At 54.7% G+C, this 18,245-nt stretch carries 22 protein-coding genes; 14 read left to right on the top strand and 8 right to left on the bottom strand.

Annotation, left to right across the window (positions count from 1 at the left end; genetic code table 11):
- The 10 genes from ACTOZL_RS08580 to ACTOZL_RS08625 all read left to right on the top strand — a co-directional run.
- Nucleotides 1-371: tyrosine-type recombinase/integrase (locus ACTOZL_RS08580; protein ID WP_482477892.1), on the top strand; the 371-nt coding region annotated here is incomplete at its 5' end.
- A gap of 352 nt (nucleotides 372-723) precedes the next feature.
- On the top strand, nucleotides 724-1,152 hold the full coding sequence (locus ACTOZL_RS08585) for a MerR family transcriptional regulator (RefSeq protein ID WP_482477893.1): 429 nt from the start codon (nucleotides 724-726) through the stop codon (nucleotides 1,150-1,152).
- A gap of 225 nt (nucleotides 1,153-1,377) precedes the next feature.
- Complete coding sequence (locus ACTOZL_RS08590; RefSeq protein ID WP_482477894.1) at nucleotides 1,378-2,427, top strand: DUF362 domain-containing protein; 1,050 nt, start codon at nucleotides 1,378-1,380, stop codon at nucleotides 2,425-2,427.
- Nucleotides 2,403-2,957: an ECF transporter S component gene (locus tag ACTOZL_RS08595; RefSeq protein ID WP_482477895.1), complete on the top strand. Its 555-nt coding sequence runs from the start codon at nucleotides 2,403-2,405 to the stop codon at nucleotides 2,955-2,957. The genes ACTOZL_RS08590 and ACTOZL_RS08595 overlap by 25 nt, the downstream gene beginning before the upstream one ends.
- Before the next feature lie 4 nt (nucleotides 2,958-2,961).
- Complete coding sequence (locus ACTOZL_RS08600; RefSeq protein ID WP_482477896.1) at nucleotides 2,962-3,516, top strand: uridine kinase family protein; 555 nt, start codon at nucleotides 2,962-2,964, stop codon at nucleotides 3,514-3,516.
- Between the two features lie 208 nt (nucleotides 3,517-3,724).
- Nucleotides 3,725-4,771, top strand: a complete 1,047-nt coding sequence (locus ACTOZL_RS08605; RefSeq protein WP_482477897.1) for a hypothetical protein — start codon at nucleotides 3,725-3,727, stop codon at nucleotides 4,769-4,771.
- Entirely contained in the window at nucleotides 4,768-4,989 is a 222-nt protein-coding gene (locus ACTOZL_RS08610; protein WP_482477898.1) for a hypothetical protein, read from the top strand. Before ACTOZL_RS08605 ends, ACTOZL_RS08610 begins: the two co-directional genes overlap by 4 nt.
- A 36-nt stretch (nucleotides 4,990-5,025) precedes the next feature.
- Nucleotides 5,026-5,301 carry a BrnT family toxin gene (locus ACTOZL_RS08615; protein WP_482477899.1) on the top strand — a complete coding sequence of 92 codons (276 nt, stop codon included), beginning with the start codon at nucleotides 5,026-5,028 and terminating at the stop codon, nucleotides 5,299-5,301.
- On the top strand, nucleotides 5,288-5,581 hold the full coding sequence (locus ACTOZL_RS08620; protein ID WP_482477901.1) for a hypothetical protein: 294 nt from the start codon (nucleotides 5,288-5,290) through the stop codon (nucleotides 5,579-5,581). Before ACTOZL_RS08615 ends, ACTOZL_RS08620 begins: the two co-directional genes overlap by 14 nt.
- Nucleotides 5,582-5,634: 53 nt before the next feature.
- Complete coding sequence (locus ACTOZL_RS08625) at nucleotides 5,635-6,123, top strand: hypothetical protein (RefSeq protein WP_482477902.1); 489 nt, start codon at nucleotides 5,635-5,637, stop codon at nucleotides 6,121-6,123.
- 37 nt (nucleotides 6,124-6,160) lie between these two features.
- On the opposite strand, the gene ACTOZL_RS08630 is transcribed toward ACTOZL_RS08625, so the two are convergent.
- Both ACTOZL_RS08630 and mgtE read right to left on the bottom strand, forming a co-directional pair.
- Nucleotides 6,161-6,475: a hypothetical protein gene (locus tag ACTOZL_RS08630; protein WP_482477904.1), complete on the bottom strand. Its 315-nt coding sequence runs from the start codon at nucleotides 6,473-6,475 to the stop codon at nucleotides 6,161-6,163.
- 84 nt (nucleotides 6,476-6,559) lie between these two features.
- Nucleotides 6,560-7,939, bottom strand: a complete 1,380-nt coding sequence (gene mgtE, locus ACTOZL_RS08635) for a magnesium transporter (protein ID WP_482477905.1) — start codon at nucleotides 7,937-7,939, stop codon at nucleotides 6,560-6,562.
- A gap of 363 nt (nucleotides 7,940-8,302) precedes the next feature.
- Between mgtE and ACTOZL_RS08640 the strand changes: the two genes are divergently transcribed.
- Both ACTOZL_RS08640 and ACTOZL_RS08645 read left to right on the top strand, forming a co-directional pair.
- Nucleotides 8,303-9,148, top strand: a complete 846-nt coding sequence (locus tag ACTOZL_RS08640) for a GIY-YIG nuclease family protein (protein ID WP_482477907.1) — start codon at nucleotides 8,303-8,305, stop codon at nucleotides 9,146-9,148.
- 158 nt (nucleotides 9,149-9,306) lie between these two features.
- Complete coding sequence (locus ACTOZL_RS08645; protein ID WP_482477908.1) at nucleotides 9,307-9,825, top strand: CarD family transcriptional regulator; 519 nt, start codon at nucleotides 9,307-9,309, stop codon at nucleotides 9,823-9,825.
- Nucleotides 9,826-9,897: 72 nt separating this feature from the next.
- On the opposite strand, the gene htpG is transcribed toward ACTOZL_RS08645, so the two are convergent.
- The 6 genes from htpG to ACTOZL_RS08675 form a co-directional block, all read right to left on the bottom strand.
- Nucleotides 9,898-11,808, bottom strand: coding sequence for a molecular chaperone HtpG (gene htpG / locus ACTOZL_RS08650; RefSeq protein WP_482477910.1), 1,911 nt, complete (start codon nucleotides 11,806-11,808; stop codon nucleotides 9,898-9,900).
- 172 nt (nucleotides 11,809-11,980) lie between these two features.
- The gene (locus tag ACTOZL_RS08655; protein WP_482477911.1) at nucleotides 11,981-12,676 is read right to left on the bottom strand and encodes a hypothetical protein; all 696 of its coding nucleotides are present in this window, start codon (nucleotides 12,674-12,676) and stop codon (nucleotides 11,981-11,983) included.
- A 284-nt stretch (nucleotides 12,677-12,960) separates the two neighbouring features.
- Nucleotides 12,961-13,908, bottom strand: a complete 948-nt coding sequence (locus ACTOZL_RS08660; protein ID WP_482477912.1) for a hypothetical protein — start codon at nucleotides 13,906-13,908, stop codon at nucleotides 12,961-12,963.
- Nucleotides 13,909-14,286: 378 nt separating this feature from the next.
- Nucleotides 14,287-15,000 carry a hypothetical protein gene (locus tag ACTOZL_RS08665; RefSeq protein WP_482477914.1) on the bottom strand — a complete coding sequence of 238 codons (714 nt, stop codon included), beginning with the start codon at nucleotides 14,998-15,000 and terminating at the stop codon, nucleotides 14,287-14,289.
- 183 nt (nucleotides 15,001-15,183) lie between these two features.
- A complete protein-coding gene (locus ACTOZL_RS08670; protein WP_482477916.1) occupies nucleotides 15,184-16,011 on the bottom strand; it encodes a zinc dependent phospholipase C family protein in 828 nt (275 codons plus the stop codon).
- Between the two features lie 245 nt (nucleotides 16,012-16,256).
- Entirely contained in the window at nucleotides 16,257-16,694 is a 438-nt protein-coding gene (locus ACTOZL_RS08675) for a hypothetical protein (protein ID WP_482477918.1), read from the bottom strand.
- A 193-nt stretch (nucleotides 16,695-16,887) separates the two neighbouring features.
- On the opposite strand from ACTOZL_RS08675, the gene ACTOZL_RS08680 reads away from it, so the two are divergent.
- The gene (locus ACTOZL_RS08680; RefSeq protein ID WP_482477920.1) at nucleotides 16,888-17,253 is read left to right on the top strand and encodes a PadR family transcriptional regulator; all 366 of its coding nucleotides are present in this window, start codon (nucleotides 16,888-16,890) and stop codon (nucleotides 17,251-17,253) included.
- Entirely contained in the window at nucleotides 17,246-17,905 is a 660-nt protein-coding gene (locus ACTOZL_RS08685) for a hypothetical protein (RefSeq protein ID WP_482477921.1), read from the top strand. The genes ACTOZL_RS08680 and ACTOZL_RS08685 overlap by 8 nt, the downstream gene beginning before the upstream one ends.
- The last annotated feature ends 340 nt before the right edge of the window (nucleotides 17,906-18,245 follow it).

Below are 18,245 nucleotides of genomic sequence, written 5' to 3' on the forward strand. Positions count from 1 at the left end.
AGTTCAAGCGAGTGTGGCAGTACATTGTTGTCCGTTCCACCAAGGAGCGCACCTATTATAAATATGTGAACGGACAGAGCATTAAGTACACGGTAAAGCCGACGCTGGGAACCAGCCAGAAAAACAATCCCAGGATTGTCTATACCCTGGATTTTGAAGTGACGCCCCATCAGCTCCGGCACACCTATATTACAAATTTGCTTTATGCGGGTGTTGATCCCAAGACGGTTCAGTATCTTGCCGGACATGAAAATAGCAAAACAACTATGGACATTTATGCAAAGGTCAAGTATAATAAGCCCGAAGAACTTTTCGATGTGGTGAACCAGGCACTTCGCCCATCTGACCTTGCGGAGAACGTTTGTGATTGATTGGGTTAAGGGGTAGGACAACCGAGGCCCGCTACCTCAAAAAAGCCCGTAAAATCAAGGAAAAACGGCGCTAAAACGATAGCAGTACGGCTTGAAGGCTGCCCGCCGGGCACCCCAGTTCTCCAAGCGCTGAGTTTCTCTTAAAACTGAACAGCCCATTGCGCAGGAGATGGTTCCACAAGGAGTCCATCTCCTGCTTTTTGCTGGGCAGTTGCATCGCTGTGACATGGCATCCAGCCTGAGCGCCTTCCCGTCAATTTTTTTCAAAAAATTTCCCTTTCCCCTCTTGACTTGGAGTCAACTCCAAGATATATAATCAGCCTATACCGGAGCAAACGGATGGGGAGAGGCGGTGAGGAAGTTGACCATCAAGGAAGTCAGCGCACAGTTTGGCATCAGCCAGGACACCCTGCGCTACTATGAGCGGGTGGGGATGATCCCAGCGGTACCGCGCACCGCCGCCGGCCGCCGGGACTACCAGGACGAGGACCTGGGCTGGGTGGAGCTGGCCCTATGTATGCGCAGCGCCGGCCTGCCGGTGGAGGCAATGATCCAATACGTCAAGCTCTGCCAGCAGGGGGACGGCACCTTTGCCCAGCGCCTACAGCTGCTGCAAGACCAGCGGGCTGTGCTGGTGGCCCAGGCCAAACAGATCCAAGAGACCATGGACCGGCTGGACTACAAGATTGGCCGCTATCAGCAAGCGGTGGAGACCGGCGTTTTATGCTGGGAGGAGCGCTGTGTGCTCCAACCGGGCCCGGTCTGTCCGGATGATACTTAATATGCGGCCTGGGGAAGTGCGCGGCAAAGCGCAAGGGCTGTGTGGCCCCGGACACCAAGCTGGTGGAGGGCCGGATGCTCAACGGCAGTCTGTCCCAGGAAGAACTGCGCCGCTGGTCAGAAACATTTGACTGAGATACCATAGACCTGATATACTAGGCGAACCAGGCAGCTAACCCAGAAAGCGGCCCGCCCCGGCAGAAATTTTGCAAAGGAGGACCACAGTATGTCCAACCAAAAGCCTACCCCCGGAACCGACGGGAAACAGTATATCCCCCAGCAGGACCGCAGCGGCCCCGAGGCCGTGGTCTACTTCACCAAAGACCTCTCCCCAGAGGGCTTGCGGCGGATCACCGCCCGGGTCCTGGGGAACCTGACGGGGAAAGTGGGGGTTAAGCTCCACACCGGAGAACCCCACGGCCCCAACATCATCCCCCACCACTGGATTCAGCACCTAATCCAGACGGAACTGCCCCAGGCCACCATTTTGGAGACCAACACCTATTACGACGGCGACCGCTACACAACAGAACAACACCGAGAGACCTTGAAGGTCAACGGCTGGACCTTCTGCCCTGTGGACATCCTGGACGAGGACGGCACCGTGATGCTCCCGGTGAAGGGCGGCAAGTGGTTCTCGGAGATGTCCATGGGGAAGAATTTGCTGAACTATGACTCCTTCCTGGCCATGACCCACTTCAAGGGCCACACCGTGGGGGGCTTTGGCGGCTCCAACAAGAACATCGGCATCGGCTGTGCCGACGGCCGGGTGGGCAAAGCCATGATCCACACCACCCCCGGCTCCGAGGACCAGTGGGACATCACCAAAGAGGAGCTCATGGAGCGCATGACCGAATCCACCAAGGCCACCGTGGACCACTTCGGGCCCCGGATCAGCTATGTGAACGTGCTGCGGAACATGTCCGTCTCCTGCGACTGCGAGGGGGTGGATGCAGAGCCGGTGGTGACCCCCAACATCGGCATCCTGGCCTCCCTGGACCTGCTGGCCATCGACCAGGCCTCCGTGGACCTGATCTACGCCCTGACAGAGAAGGACCGGGAGGCCATGGTGAAGCGCATCGAGTCCCGCCGGGGCCACCGGCAGCTGCACTATATGAAGGAGCTGGGCATGGGCTGTGACCGCTACCGCCTGGTGGATATCGACCAGGACGACCGGGAAATCAGCCTCCAAGAGGCGGTGAAGGACGTGGTCCCCTTTGTGACCGTGCCCTTCCCTGGGGAGGGGAAAGCATGGAAAAAGCCACCCGTAGACTGACCCTCTCCGCCATGTTCCTGGCCCTGGGGCTGGTGCTGCCCTTCCTCACCGGGCAGGTCCCCCAGATTGGGAATATGCTCCTGCCCATGCACCTCCCGGTGTTCCTCTGCGGGCTGCTGTGCGGCTGGCAATATGGGGCGGCGGTGGGCTTTGCCCTGCCCCTGCTGCGTTCCAGCCTCTTCGCCCTGCCGGTGATGTTCCCTGCGGCCACGGCTATGGCCTTTGAGCTGATGACCTACGGCCTGGTGGCGGGGCTGCTGTACAGCCGTTCCCGCTGGCAATGCCTCCGGGCCCTGTACCGCTGCCTCCTTGCCGCCATGGTGGCGGGGCGGCTGGTGTGGGGTGTGGTGCAAAGCCTCCAACTGGGCCTCAGCGGCAGCGGCTTCACCATGGAGATGTTCCTGGCGGGGGCCCTCTTCAACGCCATCCCCGGCATCCTTCTTCAACTGGTTCTGATCCCGGCGCTGATGGTGGCCCTGCACCGTACCGGCCTGGTGCCCTTCCATACAGCCCGGCCAGAGGGGGCGTGATAGGATGGAACTGATCGCCTCGAACCGTCCCCTTGTGGTGGCCATTGACGGCCGCTGCGCCGCCGGCAAAAGCAGCTTTGCCCAAAAACTCCAGGAGGAGACCGGCTGCAACGTGGTCTCCATGGACCACTTTTTCCTCCCCCCAGAACGGCGCACCCCGGAACGCCTGGCGGAGCCTGGGGGCAACGTGGACTGGGAGCGCTGCTTGGAGGAAGTCCTCCGGCCCCTGCGCCAGGGGAAATTCGTGTCCTACCGCCCCTACGACTGCCACCAGGACTGCCTTCTGGACCCCATAGAAGTGAGCCCCCTCCGGCTGACCCTGGTGGAAGGCGCCTATAGCTGCCACCCCAAGCTCTGGGATTTTTACGACGCCCATGTGTTTTTGACCATCGACCCCGCGGAACAGCTCCGGCGCATTGAGACGCGCAACGGCCCGGAAGCCCTGCCGGTGTTTCGGGACAAGTGGATCCCCATGGAGGAGGCATACTTCCGGGCGTACCAAATCCCCGCCCGCTGCGCGGTGTGCCTGACGGTAAACAATGGGCCCTTGTTATTGTGACCGCAAGGGATAACACAAACAAGCCTGGGTAGCACTGTGAATCTGCGTGAGAGCCTTTGAAAGAATGAGGCACCGGGAGCCGGTGCCTCATTTTTGGGCATGTACCCTTTCCCCCGCCTCCCCCTTCTTGCAAACACCCCCGCCGTATGATACTATAAAGGGGAATCCAAGGTCTGGCCTGCCGGGCCCATCGGAAAGGAGCCCACCTATGAAACAATTTCGGAAGAGAACCCACCTCCCTGCCCTCCTCTGTGCCGTCCTGGCCCTCACCCTCTGCGCCTGTGAAGGGGAGCCGGACTACACCCAGGTCCAGCTGGAAAACAGCCAAGGGGAGGAAGTCCTAACCCTGGGGATGGACCGGGCCTCGGTGGACGCCCTTCTATCCAGCCAAGAGGGCTGGGACGAGAGAGAAGAGGGCAGCCTAACCTTTGTGGACTACCACGGCGGGGCCCTGGGCCCCATCACTGTCTGGTTCCAGCACGACCAGGCCATCTACTTCTCCACAGGCCAGGACAGCTTCCCCAGCAGCGGCCCCGTGGAGGACTCCCCCTGGCAGGTAAAGGGCATTGGCCTGGGCAGCAGCCGCCAGGCGGTGATGGACAGCTTTGGCCTCCCCACCCAAGACAGCGGGACCCTGGGTGCCCCCGACACCCAGTTCCAGGTGATGCAGTACAAGTATCTGCCTGACGGCACCCTGCTGGCGGCAGACACCGAGGATGAGGCCTTCTCCGTGTCGTTCCTGCTCCAAGAGGAAACCGTCATCCTCTTGGGGGTGTTCAGCGCAGGCTTCAGCCTGCATGTGGACAACGACGCTGCCACAGAGGAGCCCTCTGACCAACCCCTGACCCTCGCCTTCCCCGCGGGCTATCGCCTGACCATCCCCGCCGGCTGCACCTACCAGCCCCTGCAAACCCTGGAAGGGTTGCGCGTCCTCCGGGACGGCCAAGAAATCTGCGGCCTGATCTACCTGCCCTTTGAGGACCCCCAGCGGCTCAGCCAGGAGGGCTTCACCCATCCAGACTTCGCCGCCCTATTGCAGCCCATCCTGGGCAGCAGTGCCAACAGCTCCGATTTTGTGTTTTCCTCCACCCGCTATGGCAGCTTCATGTTGGAGCTGGTCCTGGACCAGGAGAGCACCCGCCACCATTTCTTCCCCGCCAACCAATGCTTCTATGACCTCTGGGTCCTGGACGGTGCCCTGACGCCAGAGGAAGAGCATAGCTTCCTAGACAGTTTTGATTGGGAGGAAGCATGAGAGACTCTATTTTACAGGTATTTTTGATCTCCTATCTCCTCACCTGCTGGATCTGGCCCTTCGCCTTTGCCCTGTGCCTGGTGAATGCCATCCGGGACCGGGAACCGGTGCTGATCCGCTGTTCCCGCCGGACCAGCATCTTCCTGGCCGGGCTCTCCCTGATGATGATGGTAACTGTGCCATGTCTGATTGCGTTCTATTTTATGCTGAGCCAGTAAGATAAATAATGCAAGGTTTTAGGTGGTCGATAAACTATGCCTTTACAATTTGAATGGGATGAAGAAAAAGCCATACGCAACCTCAAAAAACACGGTGTCCCTTTTGAAATCGCAGCAAAGGTCTTTCTCGATGAAAACCGAATAGAAATCTATGACGAAACGCATAGTATAGAGGAGGACCGATATATTACGATTGGTTTAGCCGGTGACATCTTATTTGTTGTGTACACGGAGCGGTTCCCAAGAATTCGATTGATTTCCGCCCGTTTTGCCACCACGAAAGAAAGGGGGCTATATTATGGTAACCTTTGAGCTCAATGGAACTACCCCACTAACCAACAGAGAACGGGAATTGCTGGAAGCAGGAAAAAAACTTCCCATCGTCTACGATGAAGATTCCCCTGAACTGACAGAAGAAATGGAACGGGCATTTATTGCCGCCAGAAAAGCGAAACCATATCATGGAGAGCCCTTGACCCTCTATGTCTCCCCCGCAACGCTGAACAAGGCGAAAAGCATGGGGGCAGACTACCTCTCGATTTTGGGGAAATTATTGGACAAAGCTGTTGAAGAATACCACGTTTTTCCTTAATCGTACCTTGTCTGATCGTTTTCTATTTTATATTGAGCGCTTGGGAGGGGCTTATGAAACGGAAATCCATCCTCGCCATAGGCCTGGCCGCCGTGCTGGCCCTTGCCCTGCTCTACTACCTCCTGCCCCGCTCCTTTTCCCAAGCCATGGGCGGCGGCTTCGACTTGGCCCAGGTGGATCAGGTGGATGTACTGTTGAGCAAAATAGATGCGCAGGGACCGGGCAGTCAAGCCAGCACGCCCCTCTCGCCAGAGGACAGCCGCGCCCTGTTGGAGAAGCTCAACAGCCGCAGCTACTTCCTTTTGCCAGGCCGAAAGCCTAATTGGGAAATCACCTTGGGCTACGATGTCCGCTTGGGCTTCTCCTATCACGGGTATTCCCACTATGCCTCCCTCTCCTTCTGCGGCGACAGCGAATTGGAGGTCTTTGGCACGGCTCACCACCACCCCCGTACCATTCGTGTCAGCGGTGACAACGCAGCCTTTCAACGGGAGCTATTGGCGCTGTTGTTGGAGGCGGAGGGCAGGACACACGGAACATAAAAAAGGAGGCACAGCCCGCAGCCGTGCCTCCTTTTCATTATGCTTTGTTCCATCTTCCCCGAAGCTGCACAGCCCCCAGGGCCACCGCTCCGGCGGTGATGAGGTACAGGGCAATCACACAGCCCTCCCCGCCCAACAGGCTCAAATCCAGGCGGAGGGCCGAGAGCCCCCACCCCCAATGTAACTGTTCCGCCATCGGGAACAGCAGCAGGAACACCCCAGAGCCCAGGGTTTGGCCTAGGACAATCTTGCTGCCCGCCGCCTCTTGGGGCAGCTTCCAGGTGGCCCAGAGCAGCACCACAGGCAGCAGGTGCAGGGCCAGGACAAGGGTACCGGTATATCCATTTAACATTACGATTCCCTCCATTCGTGTCTCGTCGGGTGGGGGGCTTCTATATTCCTATTGTAACATAGGGTTGGAACCCTGTCAACGCGCCTAAATCCCCAGGATCACCCGGGCCACCTGGAAGTAGAGCACCAGGGTCACCACGTCCACTACGGTGGAGATGAAGGGGCTGGCCATCACCGCCGGGTCCAGGTGGATGCGCTCGGCCAGCAGGGGCAGCAGGCAGCCCACGGTCTTGGCGCAAAACACGGTGAAAATCATGGTCACGCAGATGGTGGCCGCCACGGGGATAGTCACCCCACTGTTGTGCAGCAGCATCCGGTCCACCACCAGGAGCTTGACAAAGTTGCAGATAGCCAGGGTTACGCCGCACAGCATCGCCACCCGGATTTCCTTCCACAGGACCCGGAGGCTGTCGGTAAACTCCACCTCTCCCAGGGATAGGCCGCGGATCACCGCCACGGAGGCCTGGGTGCCGCTGTTGCCCCCGGTGCCGGTGAGCATGGGGATGAAGGCGATCAGGGCCGAACAGGCGGCCAGGGATGTTTCATAACCCGTGAGGACCATGCTGGTGAGGGTGGCGGAGAGCATCAAAATCAGCAGCCAGGGCAGGCGGGAACGAAAGGTTTCCAGAACCCCGGTGCGCAGGTAGGGCTTATCTGTGGGGGTCATACCTGCCAGCTTTTCAAAGTCCTCGGTGGCCTCTTCCCGCATAACGTCGATGGCATCGTCTACGGTGACGATGCCCACCAGGCGGTTTTCCTGGTCCACCACCGGCAGGGCCACAAAGTCGTACTTGGCGAACATCTCCGCCACGTCCTCCTGGTCCTCCAAGGTGCTCACGGAGATGACGTTGGGCTCCATGATCTCCTCCAACACGTCGTCGTCCTCGCTGAGCAGGAGGGTGCGGATGGTGATGGTGCCAATGAGCTTGCGGTTGTTCTCCGTCACATAGCAGTTGTAAATGGTCTCTTTGTCCACGCCGGTGCGGCGGATGCGCTTGATGGCCTCCTCTGTGGTCATGTCCGGGCGGAGGCTGACATACTCCGTGGTCATGATGCTGCCGGCACTGTCGTCGGGGTATTTTAGGATTTCGTTGATCATCTTGCGCATTTCCGGGTCTGCCTGCTTCAAAATGCGCTTGACTACGTTGGCGGGCATCTCTTCCACGATGTCCACCGCGTCGTCCACGTACAGCTCGTCGACGACCTCTTTCAGCTCGTTGTCGGAAAAGCCCTGGATGAGCAGCTCCTGGGCCTCTGGCTCCATCTCTACGAAGGTCTCCGCCGCCAGCTCCTTGGGGAGCAGGCGGAAGAGCAGGGGCAGCTTGGTCTCGGGCATGGAGTCAAAGACCCCCGCCACGTCAGCCGCGTTCATGGTCACCAGGATGTCCCGGAGGGTGGTGTACTTCTTCCCCTCCGCCAAGGCCGCCAGAGTCTCCTCCAGGGTCACGATGCTGCGTTCTGCCATTGGTATCTCCTCCCTTTTTCGGTTCAGGGCGCAAACCGCCCTGTCCGGCAGGAGTAAGACACACCGGTTGGCCGATGGTTACTCTATAGACATACGGAATCGACGAACGCCTTGGGGCGGTTCGTCCGTAGCTGGGAACGATCGGCCTGCCAAAGTGCCGTTACTACCGCCTGCGTCCATGGATTCCACCTCACTTTCCATAAAAGTACCTCTATTATATGGCCCATGAAAATGTTTGTCAACTGCCAAGTTTCGATGCTGTCCCATTAAAATGTTTGCTATATGTAATTCTAGTAATTTTGCCGATTGTAATAAATTATACGCCATAGTACACTGAAATAAATTATATTTAGGAGAATGAAAATGGCATTATTGTGTTTTTCTGATGTACTAATGAAAGCAGGGTTAGACCCTTCCAATGTAAAGTTGATTCGTCACGCACTGTCAAACGCTCTTTTCAGAGCTTGTTATGAAAAAGATATGGTATTTGAATATACCCGCCTGCAAGGCGCAGACTTTAGTAAAAATTACGACTATTGGGCTGTTTTTATTAGTGATAAAGAACGCTACGCAAAATTGTTTGCTGTCTATAAAGTTGGGGATTCTGTACCAGATACCCCAGATGTAATGCCAGTCGGATTCCCTCGGCCAGAAGAATTTCAGGGAAAAAACGCTTTCTTTGATTTGCAGTATATAGATGTCCTTAAAGAATATGAAGGTCGGTTAATCATCGATTGGGGTAAAGGCGTTCGAAGATGGCATCAAAAAGGAACAACGGAAAAGTCAATCGTAGCCATTCAGACAGATAGAAAAAAGATTTTTTCCGGATTTGAGACCTTGATCCTCAACTATGATGAACTAAAGGAAATTATAGAAAACCCAACCATTTATGATAGCTGGCATACGGCACTCTCAGCAGTCAATGCAATTTACTTAATCACAGATACAGAAACAGGACAGCATTATGTTGGCTCTGCATACGGAAAAGACGGTCTACTGGGCCGATGGTCCTGTTATATAAGCACTCAGCACGGAAACAACAAACAAATGAAAGCGCTAATTTGTAATCATCCAAACCGATATCATCATTTTCAGTTTTCTATCTTGCAGATATTGCCCAAAACCGTTACCGCTAACGATGTAATTCAAACAGAAAGTTTATATAAAAAGAAACTCTTGAGCATTCCATTCGGCATGAATGAAAACTAACTTCATAAAAGCCTCCTTGATGCGTTCTACAAAAAAGTTCCTTCATTTTTATGGAAAAAACTGTCGCTTTTTTTCGCCAAATTTGTTATACTATCTGTATCAAGTGGCCTATGCCCATTGGACCACATCCTACATTTTACAATAGAAGGAGGCTCCCCATGGAACAAATTTACCGCAAAGGCGAATACGTTCGCTATGCCAGCAATGGCGTCTGTCTCATTGAGGACATCCGCAGCGATTCCCCCAAGGGGAAGGGCAAGGAGTTCTATGTACTTAAGCCCGTGGGGGCCCCTGGCTCCACCATTTTCGTCCCCCTGGACAACGAAACCCTCTTAGGCAAAATGGGCCGCCTCCCCACCCGGGAGGAGGTAGACCAGCTGATCCTCTCCACCCGGGACGGCAGGATGGCCTGGGTAGACAACCGCAAGGACCGAACCGCCCTGTTCCAAACCCTGGTGAAAACCAGCGACCTGGAAGGGCTGATGGGCCTAGCCGGTTGTATTTTCCAAAAGAAACAGGAGCTGTTGGCCAAGGGAAAAAAGCTCTCCGCTTCGGACGAAAGCATCCTGCGCCGGGCGGAGGGGCTCATTGAAAACGAGCTGGCTTTCGTGCTGTGCCTGCCCCTGGACCAGGTGCGCGGGTACATCCAGACTAAGCTGAACGCCCCGGTCTCCTAATCCCCCCACAAAACGCCCCTGCCCCCTGGGACCAATTACAGTCCCAAGGGACAGGGGTTTTTTCGTCTTTTGTTACTGCATCAGGGAGCACACCAGCTCGGCATAGTGTACCGGGTCGGGCAGGGGCAGGTCGGCGATGAGCAGGGCCTGGTTGTACAGGACTTCCACGTAGGTGGCCGCCTTGTCCTTGTCCGCCTCGTAGGCGGCGCAAAGGGCCTGGAAAGCGCTGGACTCCGGGTTCAGCTCCAACACCCGCTGGGCCTGCATGGGGAAGTCTCCCCGCATCTTTTTGAAATACTTTTCCATCTCCAAGGTGACAGGGCCGTCGGCACTGAGGCACACCGCCCCGCTGCGCAAAATCTTGGAGATACGCACCTTGCTCACCTTGTCCTTCAAGGTCTCCTGGGCGAAGTCCAGGACGTCCTTGTGGTCCTTCTCCGCCTGCTCGGCGTTGGCCTTTTCCTCGTCGGTGACAGGCAAGGCGTCCTCGCTGGCCACGGACACGAAGGGCTTCCCCTCCCCGGCGTTTTCCAACATTTGCAGGACAATCTCGTCCTCGTCCACAATGAGGTAGAGCACCTCATAGCCAGCCTTCAACACCCGCTCCGCCTGGGGCATCCGGGCGGCGTTCTCCACGCTGTCGGCACAGACATAATACACCTTCTCCTGGGAGGCAGGCATCCGCTCCACGTACTCCTTCAGGGAGGTGAGCTTGTTCTCCTTGGAGGACCAGAACAGCAGCAGGTCCCGGATGGTGTCCCGGTTCTGGCCATAGCTGTTCATGAGGGCGTATTTGAACTGCATCCCGAAGGTGGACCAGAGCTTTTCATACTTCTCCCGGTCGTCCTTCATGAGCTTGGTGAGCTCAGTCTTTAGCTTCTTCTCGATGTTGTTGGCAATGACCTTCAACTGCCGGTCGTGCTGCAGCATCTCCCGGGAGATGTTCAGGGAGACGTCGGGGGTGTCCACAATGCCCTGGACGAAGCTGAAGTGGTCCGGCAGCAAATCCGGGCACTTGTCCATAATCATGACCCCGGAGGAGTAGAGCTGTAAGCCCTTTTTGAACTCCGTGGAGTAGTAGTTCATGGGCACCTGGGCGGGGATATACAACAGGGCCTTGTATTCAAAATTGCCCTCGGCGGCCACGTGGACGGTAAGGAGGGGGTCCTCCCAGTCGCCGAACTTGGACTTGTAGAAGGCGTTGTAGTCCTCCTTCTCCACCTGGCTCTTGGGGCGCTGCCAGATGGGCACCATGGAGTTGACGGTCTCCCACTCCTTGACCATCTCATACTCCGGCTGGTAGTCCTCCCCGGCGTCGGCGGGCTTGTCCTTCTGGCGGCTGTGCTCCATCTCCATACGGATGGGGTAGCGGATGTAGTCGGAATATTTCTTCACCAGCTTGGACAGGGGCATGGGCTTAATGAAATCGTCGAAGTCCTCCTCGTCGGCGTTCTCCTTGATGTGCATGATCACATCGGTGCCCACGCTGTCCTTCTCACAGGGCTCCATGGTGTAGCCGTCCACGCCCTCGGACTCCCAACGCCAGGCCTGGTCAGAGCCGTAGGCCTTGGAGATCACCGTCACCTTGTCCGACACCATGAACGCAGAGTAAAAGCCCACGCCAAACTGGCCGATGACATCCACTTCCGCGTCGTCCGCCGCCTCGGTCTCCTGCTTAAACTGAAGGGACCCGCTCTTGGCGATGGTGCCCAGGTTGTTCTCCATCTCCTCCTGGGTCATGCCGATGCCGTTGTCGGAGACGGTGAGGGTCCGCTCGTCCTTGTTGGGGGTGATGACAATGCGGAAATCGTCCCGGTTCAGGCCCACCTGGTCGTCGGTGAGGGCCCGGTAGGCCAGCTTGTCAATGGCGTCGCTGGCGTTGGAGATGATCTCCCGGAGGAAAATCTCCTTATGGGTATAAATGGAATTGATCATCAGATCCATCAGCCGCTGGGATTCGGCCTTAAATTGCTTCTTTTCCATTTTTATATGGCCTCCTAAAAAGAATAGGCTTAGCACTCTTCTTGCCTGAGTGCTAAGCCTATTATGCTACTGAGGGAAATAAAATGCAAGCCCTTTTTGAAATTTTTTCACTTTCACTCTATCAGTGCTAATTTCTCCGGGGCTTTTTGTGCGCCCTGCCAGCGGGCCGTCCTTACTCCGCAGCCTCAGGGGCCTCGTCCTGGGTGGGGGCGGCGGCGGCAGACTGCACCAGGGTAAAGGTGCCGAAGGACTGCACCTTGTCGCCGTTGAGGAGGATGCCCACCACCTTCTTGGCGTTCTGGGTATCTTCCGTCATCAGCTTATCGTCGGCATCGTAATAATACTGCAAGGTCACCTGGCCCTCAGCCACAGTGGTCTCGCCGTCGGCGCCGGTAATGGGGACAGGCTCCTCCTTGGTGGGCTTGCCCAGGGCCTTTTCCACGTCGGCACGCTTGGCCCCCAGGGTGACACCTTCCAGAGACCAGTTGCTGCTCTCCAGGGGCTGCTGCGTCTGGAAGTTGCCGCCCACAGACAGGGTGGTGGCAACGCCGTCCATGAAGCCCACATAGACCTGGTTCTCCGGCTCGGTGCCAAAGTAGGCATAGGTGGTGCCCATGGCCTCGCTCTCACTGCCGCTGACCATGGGAAGGATGGCCTCCACCTCTGCCTGGGTCATGCCCAGGGCCAGGGGGTCCTTGTCCTTGTTGGTGATGGTGGCCAGGGCGCTGGTGGAGGCTTTGCTCTCACCGTTGCCCTCGGTGCCGGGGGCGGGGGTGCTGCCCTGGCCGCTGTCCTGGTTGGAGCAGGCGCACAGGGCCAAGCTGAGCAGTGCGCCGGTGAGCAGCACTGCGGCTGTCTTTTTCTTCATCAATTTTCGTTCCTTTCCGTATGTTTGTCTTGCTGGGGGTGCACGTCCCCCTACTTACCTCTATAATATATACCATTTTTCAATACAGTTTGTCACGAATTTTTGAATTTTTGTGACATTTTTTCCCATATCCCTAGAAAGCAGGAAAAAAACAAGGAGGACTTGGTTGAAATGACCGGGGTTTTCCCCTTATAGTCCCCAGAGGCACTCCGGGTTCATACAGATGTAAAGCACCAACAAGAAGATAGCCGTCAAGAAAATGGACTTTACATTTGCCTCCCCTTTCACCCCTTCCACTGGATGCCCTCCTCTTCGGTATTGGGTATCGAGCCGTCGCCGGGCAGGGTGTAGAGCAAGGTCCCTCCCGGCCCATATACTTGGGTGGAAATGTCACATTGATGGGCCCGGAAAAAATCCGCCCGGGTTTCCTCCGCCTGATAGCGGAAGGCGGTATAGTGGAAAGCAAGGCCCTGGGCGTCGGTCAGGACCAGTACACATTCGGTAACCTGTCCTGGAACCATAGATACGGAAATCTTGGGTTCCGTCCGATACATCGTGCCAAAGTCCTCCCACTTCACCGGCGTTTCCTCCACGATCTCCCCGTCCACCAGTGTGCGCAGGGTCCCCGTGTTATTGCCCAATCCCACCTCGACAGCATACCCCTTTGCATTCTCCAGATGAATCATCCCCTCAACGAGACACGTATCCTCGTCCCCGGACCCATAATAATCCGGGTAAAACCCTCCGGAAGTGAACCGTGGGGTGAAGTCCTGGTAATCCATGAGCTCCCAAGCCATGTCCACCTGCTTGGTCTCCTCCCCCTGGGCCACGGACACCGAAGTAATCTGGCAGCTCTCCTCCAGGGGGGCGGTCAGGGTGGTGCGGTAAGTGCCGTTGTTATCCCATTCCAACGCCAAGGTCTCACCGTTGCAGACTGCGGAAACACGAGTCTCCGGGCCATACGCCCTGGGGACCAGAGTCAAGTGAAACTTGATCGTCTTTTCCCTCTCGTCTATATCGCTGTAGCCCACCCAATGGTCCCGAAGCAGACCCTTGGTCTCCACTAGGCTCAACTCCTGTGCCAGGCGGTTGTTTTCCCGTGCCATCGCCAGGTTGGTGTCCTCCAATTGCTGGAACCGCTCCCGGCTGTCTTGGATGTGCCACAGCAGTACCCCCACCAGCACCAGGCACAGCAACAACGTGAAGTCATACCGGCTAATAAACTTTTTCATTCCTGCCTCCTTTCTGTCCTCTACTTATCTTGTTCCGCTGGAACAAATACCGCAGGACGAAATAGACCTCAACCAGAATTGACCCACCTGCGAAGTGGGATACCATAACGGCTTGCAAACCATAATACTCAGCCCCATTACCATTGAGCAATACAAAGAGCCATACCACACAGGCGGCAAGGGCACCCACAACCGAAAGCAAATACCCCTTTTTCCGGTTTCCTATCAAAAATCGGACGATTAGGCCCACGAAAATGGGGACGTAAAAAATCATGAATACTATGGGTGTCATCTTCGTTTCCCCCTTTCAGGTGGTAGGCGGTTTCCCTTTTGGATGAAGTCTCTGGTTTTTCGGAATTAAGGGACTAGCCAGAGGCCTCAGCCCCACTCATATTTTGGCCCTGCGTCTATGACCTGCCATTCGCCGCCCTCATCCCGGATCAGAAACCAGCTCCACTCCGTTGGTGCACCAGAGTAGTCGTCGCAATCCGCATCATAGCTGCAAGAACCCAAAAATCCGATTCCCTGAGCCGTGCCATAGTGCTGCTGCGCCTGCTCTGACTGATCACCGGAATAGCACAAGCTTTCCAGAGTACACCCCGTGTAAGACCGTTTGAAGTCTTTTTTGAGCTCCTTCGCCGCCGCGTCGATTTCCTCTTGCGTGTAGCTGGTATCTGTGCCGTAGTCCAGGGTGAAGTCTGGGCTCACCGCGCCGCGGTTGTTGTAACGGTAGGACAGGAAGAGTGCAAGGAAAATCCAGACCAAGGCAGTCGCCAAGGCGGCCATTCTGATCACCTTTCCCTTGGTCGCCCCCTTCATGTGCCGTTGGAACAAATACCGAAACACAAAATATACCTCAGCCAGAATGGACCCCACTGCGAAACTCGATACCATAAGGGCACGGATGCCATATATTTCGTTCCCCCCTGTTTCAATGTTGAGGCCATAAGCCCACAGCGCACCGGCGGCAAGGGCACTCAAAATCGAAAGCAAGTACCCCTTTTTCCTCTTTCCTAAAAGAAAGCGGATGATTAGCCCCACGATAACAGGTGCAACAAAAATCATGAGCATATTCTTTGTTGTTTGATCCATCTCTGCTCCCCCTTTCTGGGTCGTAAGCGGATTCCTTCTTTTTTGATTATATCAGAAATTTAGGATAAATGCAAAAATTTTCGGCGCGTTTTCACTTTTTTTCGGGATTTTGGTGGAAGTTGATGAAAGCAGACAGCTCCCAAGTGGGAGCTGTCTGTTTTTCTTGTGACAATGGTGCGCCATTCAGGCAATCAGACCAACATCAACCCAGAACTTGTACAAAATTGCCGCACAGTTTCTTTGTGCTTTTGGTAACGCTATGGCAGTTGCCGCCGCATATCCACTTTCTGTCCCGCTATTTGCATCATTGATAAGGGCTTTCGCATTTATCGCAAAATTATGCCCCATATTTGCTACAGTAGTATTTCTCGCCCAAGTATACGTCGACGACGTAGTGCTTGATACAACATATTTCGTCTGATTATTTCTCGCCCAATCTTCATAGGCTGTGTGGTGCGAACCAAGTGCTATTTTATTCGCAGCATGATGGGGGGTACTCAAATCCGCAGCATAGTGTAATGCACGTCCCAAATATGACATACCAGTTACAGTGTCCCCCGACTTGTATGTCGACACAGCTTTAGTGTACCAACCAACCAGTCGATCTTTTGCGGATGTATTACCCGTGTAGGACGCTTGTTTATCAGGGTCATAGAAATGTCCCGCGAATGTAATCCCGTCTGATTCCGATGTGTCTGGCCAGTCAGCACCCGCTTTAAGTACCATCCCGTAGTTGCTCACAGGGAGTCCATAAAAACTCCTATTCAAAATCGCTACTGATTTTTCAACAATAAACTGGTGTGTCGAACCAGAACCAGACGACCAATTCGGGCTATCTACATTGGGATCATACGACGGAGGAGGCGCATGATATTTGTCGGGTGGTTCAATTACACCTACATCGCCACTGCTTCCAATGCTCCCCATATCCGTCGGTCCAACTGCGAAAGCCATAGGCAGAGATAGTACCAACACAGCCATAAATGCCAGGATGCTTTTTCTTGTCTTCATAATGTGTTCCTCCTATTAGGCGTCTCTGTTTCTACTTCTACGTAGTTTTTCTCCACATGGGACTCTCCTCCTTTCCGTGATTGTTTTTTCCTCCTGTTCATACAATACCACACAGTATATTATTTGTCAATATTTAGTTTATTGTTTTTCTCGTTTTTATTTTATACAAAACAATGCCCCCAACGTTTTCCGTCAGGGGCATTGTTTTGTTTTTTAATATCGGGAAAGTTTTTAACAGGATGCTCTCACATAATGCTGTCATCAGATGCCATCACGCTGAACGTACCGCTCAACGCTCCACTGGATGTACTAAACGAAACCGTATAGCTTCCACTGACAGCATTGTTTTTGGTCACTGATCTGCTGCTGTTGGCCGGAACATAAAACGTGGTGGGGCTCCCACCGGTTACCGTCACCCTCATCTGCTGGTTTGTGGTATTGTTCACAGTGATGGCGTATGCTTTGTCACTATTTGCCTGCCTCCATGTCCTCCCGCTGCTCGTAATTGCTACATTGCGAAGGACATACCGTGTTACCATAGGCGTGATCTCTGACCCACTGTTTCCAGCCTTCACCAAAGCTGGGGCGTCTTCCACAGCGGCTTCCGCCGCGCCAGCCATACAAGACATGGACAAAGCACACACCACCAAACCCATGCACAAAAACTTCTTCCAAGGTTTCATAATTTTAAGACTCCTTTCCTTGCGCAATATACATTAGTATAGGGCTTTCCCTATACTTTTTATTTTTTTAGTATAACATCCAATCCATTTCGTGTCAATCAAATGTTTTCAAGAAAGATTTTTATTTTCCCTTGATTTAATCTCCTTTCTTGTGGTATAATATGATAAATTTTTGGATAGAGGCGGAATCACTGTGAAAAAACGTGATGAAAAACAGACCACTGGACTGGAAGAAAACTTAAAAAAAGCGCTCACAGAGTTGCTGGTCCTTTTCCTTTTTTCTGAAGGGGAGCACTATATCGGGGAACTCCCAGAACTCTTGCGCATCCGCAGCCAGGGGTCGGTGGACGTGATGTTCCCCTACTCCGTCATTTACCGCACCACCGAGGCCGGTTACTTGGAGGACGCCAAAAAACGCGTCGCCCCAGACGGCCGCCGCCGGCAATATTACAAACTCACCGAGAAGGGCCTTGTTTATCTCAAAGAACTCTTGGAAATTTACCGTAGCTTCTGCGAAGGGATTGACAAAATTTTATTTGGAGATGAGAGCCATGGATAATCCGGCAGTTCAACAATATGCACGTGCCCTGAAGCCGTTGCTGCGTGGGCGCAAACAGAAAAGGAGCGTGCTGAAGGAATTTTATAGTACAGTAGCGTTGGTTCTGGACGATCACCCTGAAGCGGATTATGAAACCCTCGTCACGGCGATAGGTTCCCCAGAAGCATTTGCAGCAGCTCTACAAGAAGACCATCCGTATCACCCCATGTCCCTAAAAATGAAGCTCTGTCTGGCTCTGATTGCTGTCTGTTTGGTGGGGGTCGGCTTTGGTTTATTTTACATCATCACGGCGGAAAGTCCAGAAATTGCAACCGTTTATACAAACCCTAAGGAGTTTTCCCACGAGAATATTCCAGATATTCCCATTATATTGACAGATGACTTCAACCCGAAGGATAGCACCTGGGATCACCCAGAGGAATGCTCCTCCTACATCCTGGAAGCACACAACGAAAACACTGTCTTCGCACAGGTCCTTGTTCGCTACCGGGATGATATCGACCCCCACATTTTTGTGATCCCCCCTGGTGAGACCTATATCCTTGTGGTGAACAACGCCCTCCCCGGTGAGCACACCATCAAATTTGACGCGGAAGATCATACATACGTCGGTTATGTGGAGGTCTATGTCAACGAGGACCCCCTCTCCTAACCACTGCGTTCCACCCCGGCCTCTTGGCCGGGGTGGTCGTGTCTCTGGCCGCAGGGGGGCTCATCCCCAGAAGCCCGCGTCATTTTGAGGCCTTCTTTTGGGGCCATCTTCAGTGGGTAATCTTTCATTTTATATAGTATATCTTGTTTTATTATGCATTCCAGGAATTTCCTTTTCTGGAAGGGTAATTTTTAGGGCGTGCCGTCAGGTACGCCCTAAGTTTTTTCCCCATGAGCGGAATGCAACCAGCAGAAGGTGCTGACCCTGGTTCTCACCCTCGCCATGCTCTTATCTGTCATGGTCGTGGGTGCGGGGGCAGCGACGTTCGGGGATCAAGAAT

This window comes from Evtepia sp., from assembly GCF_056797215.1.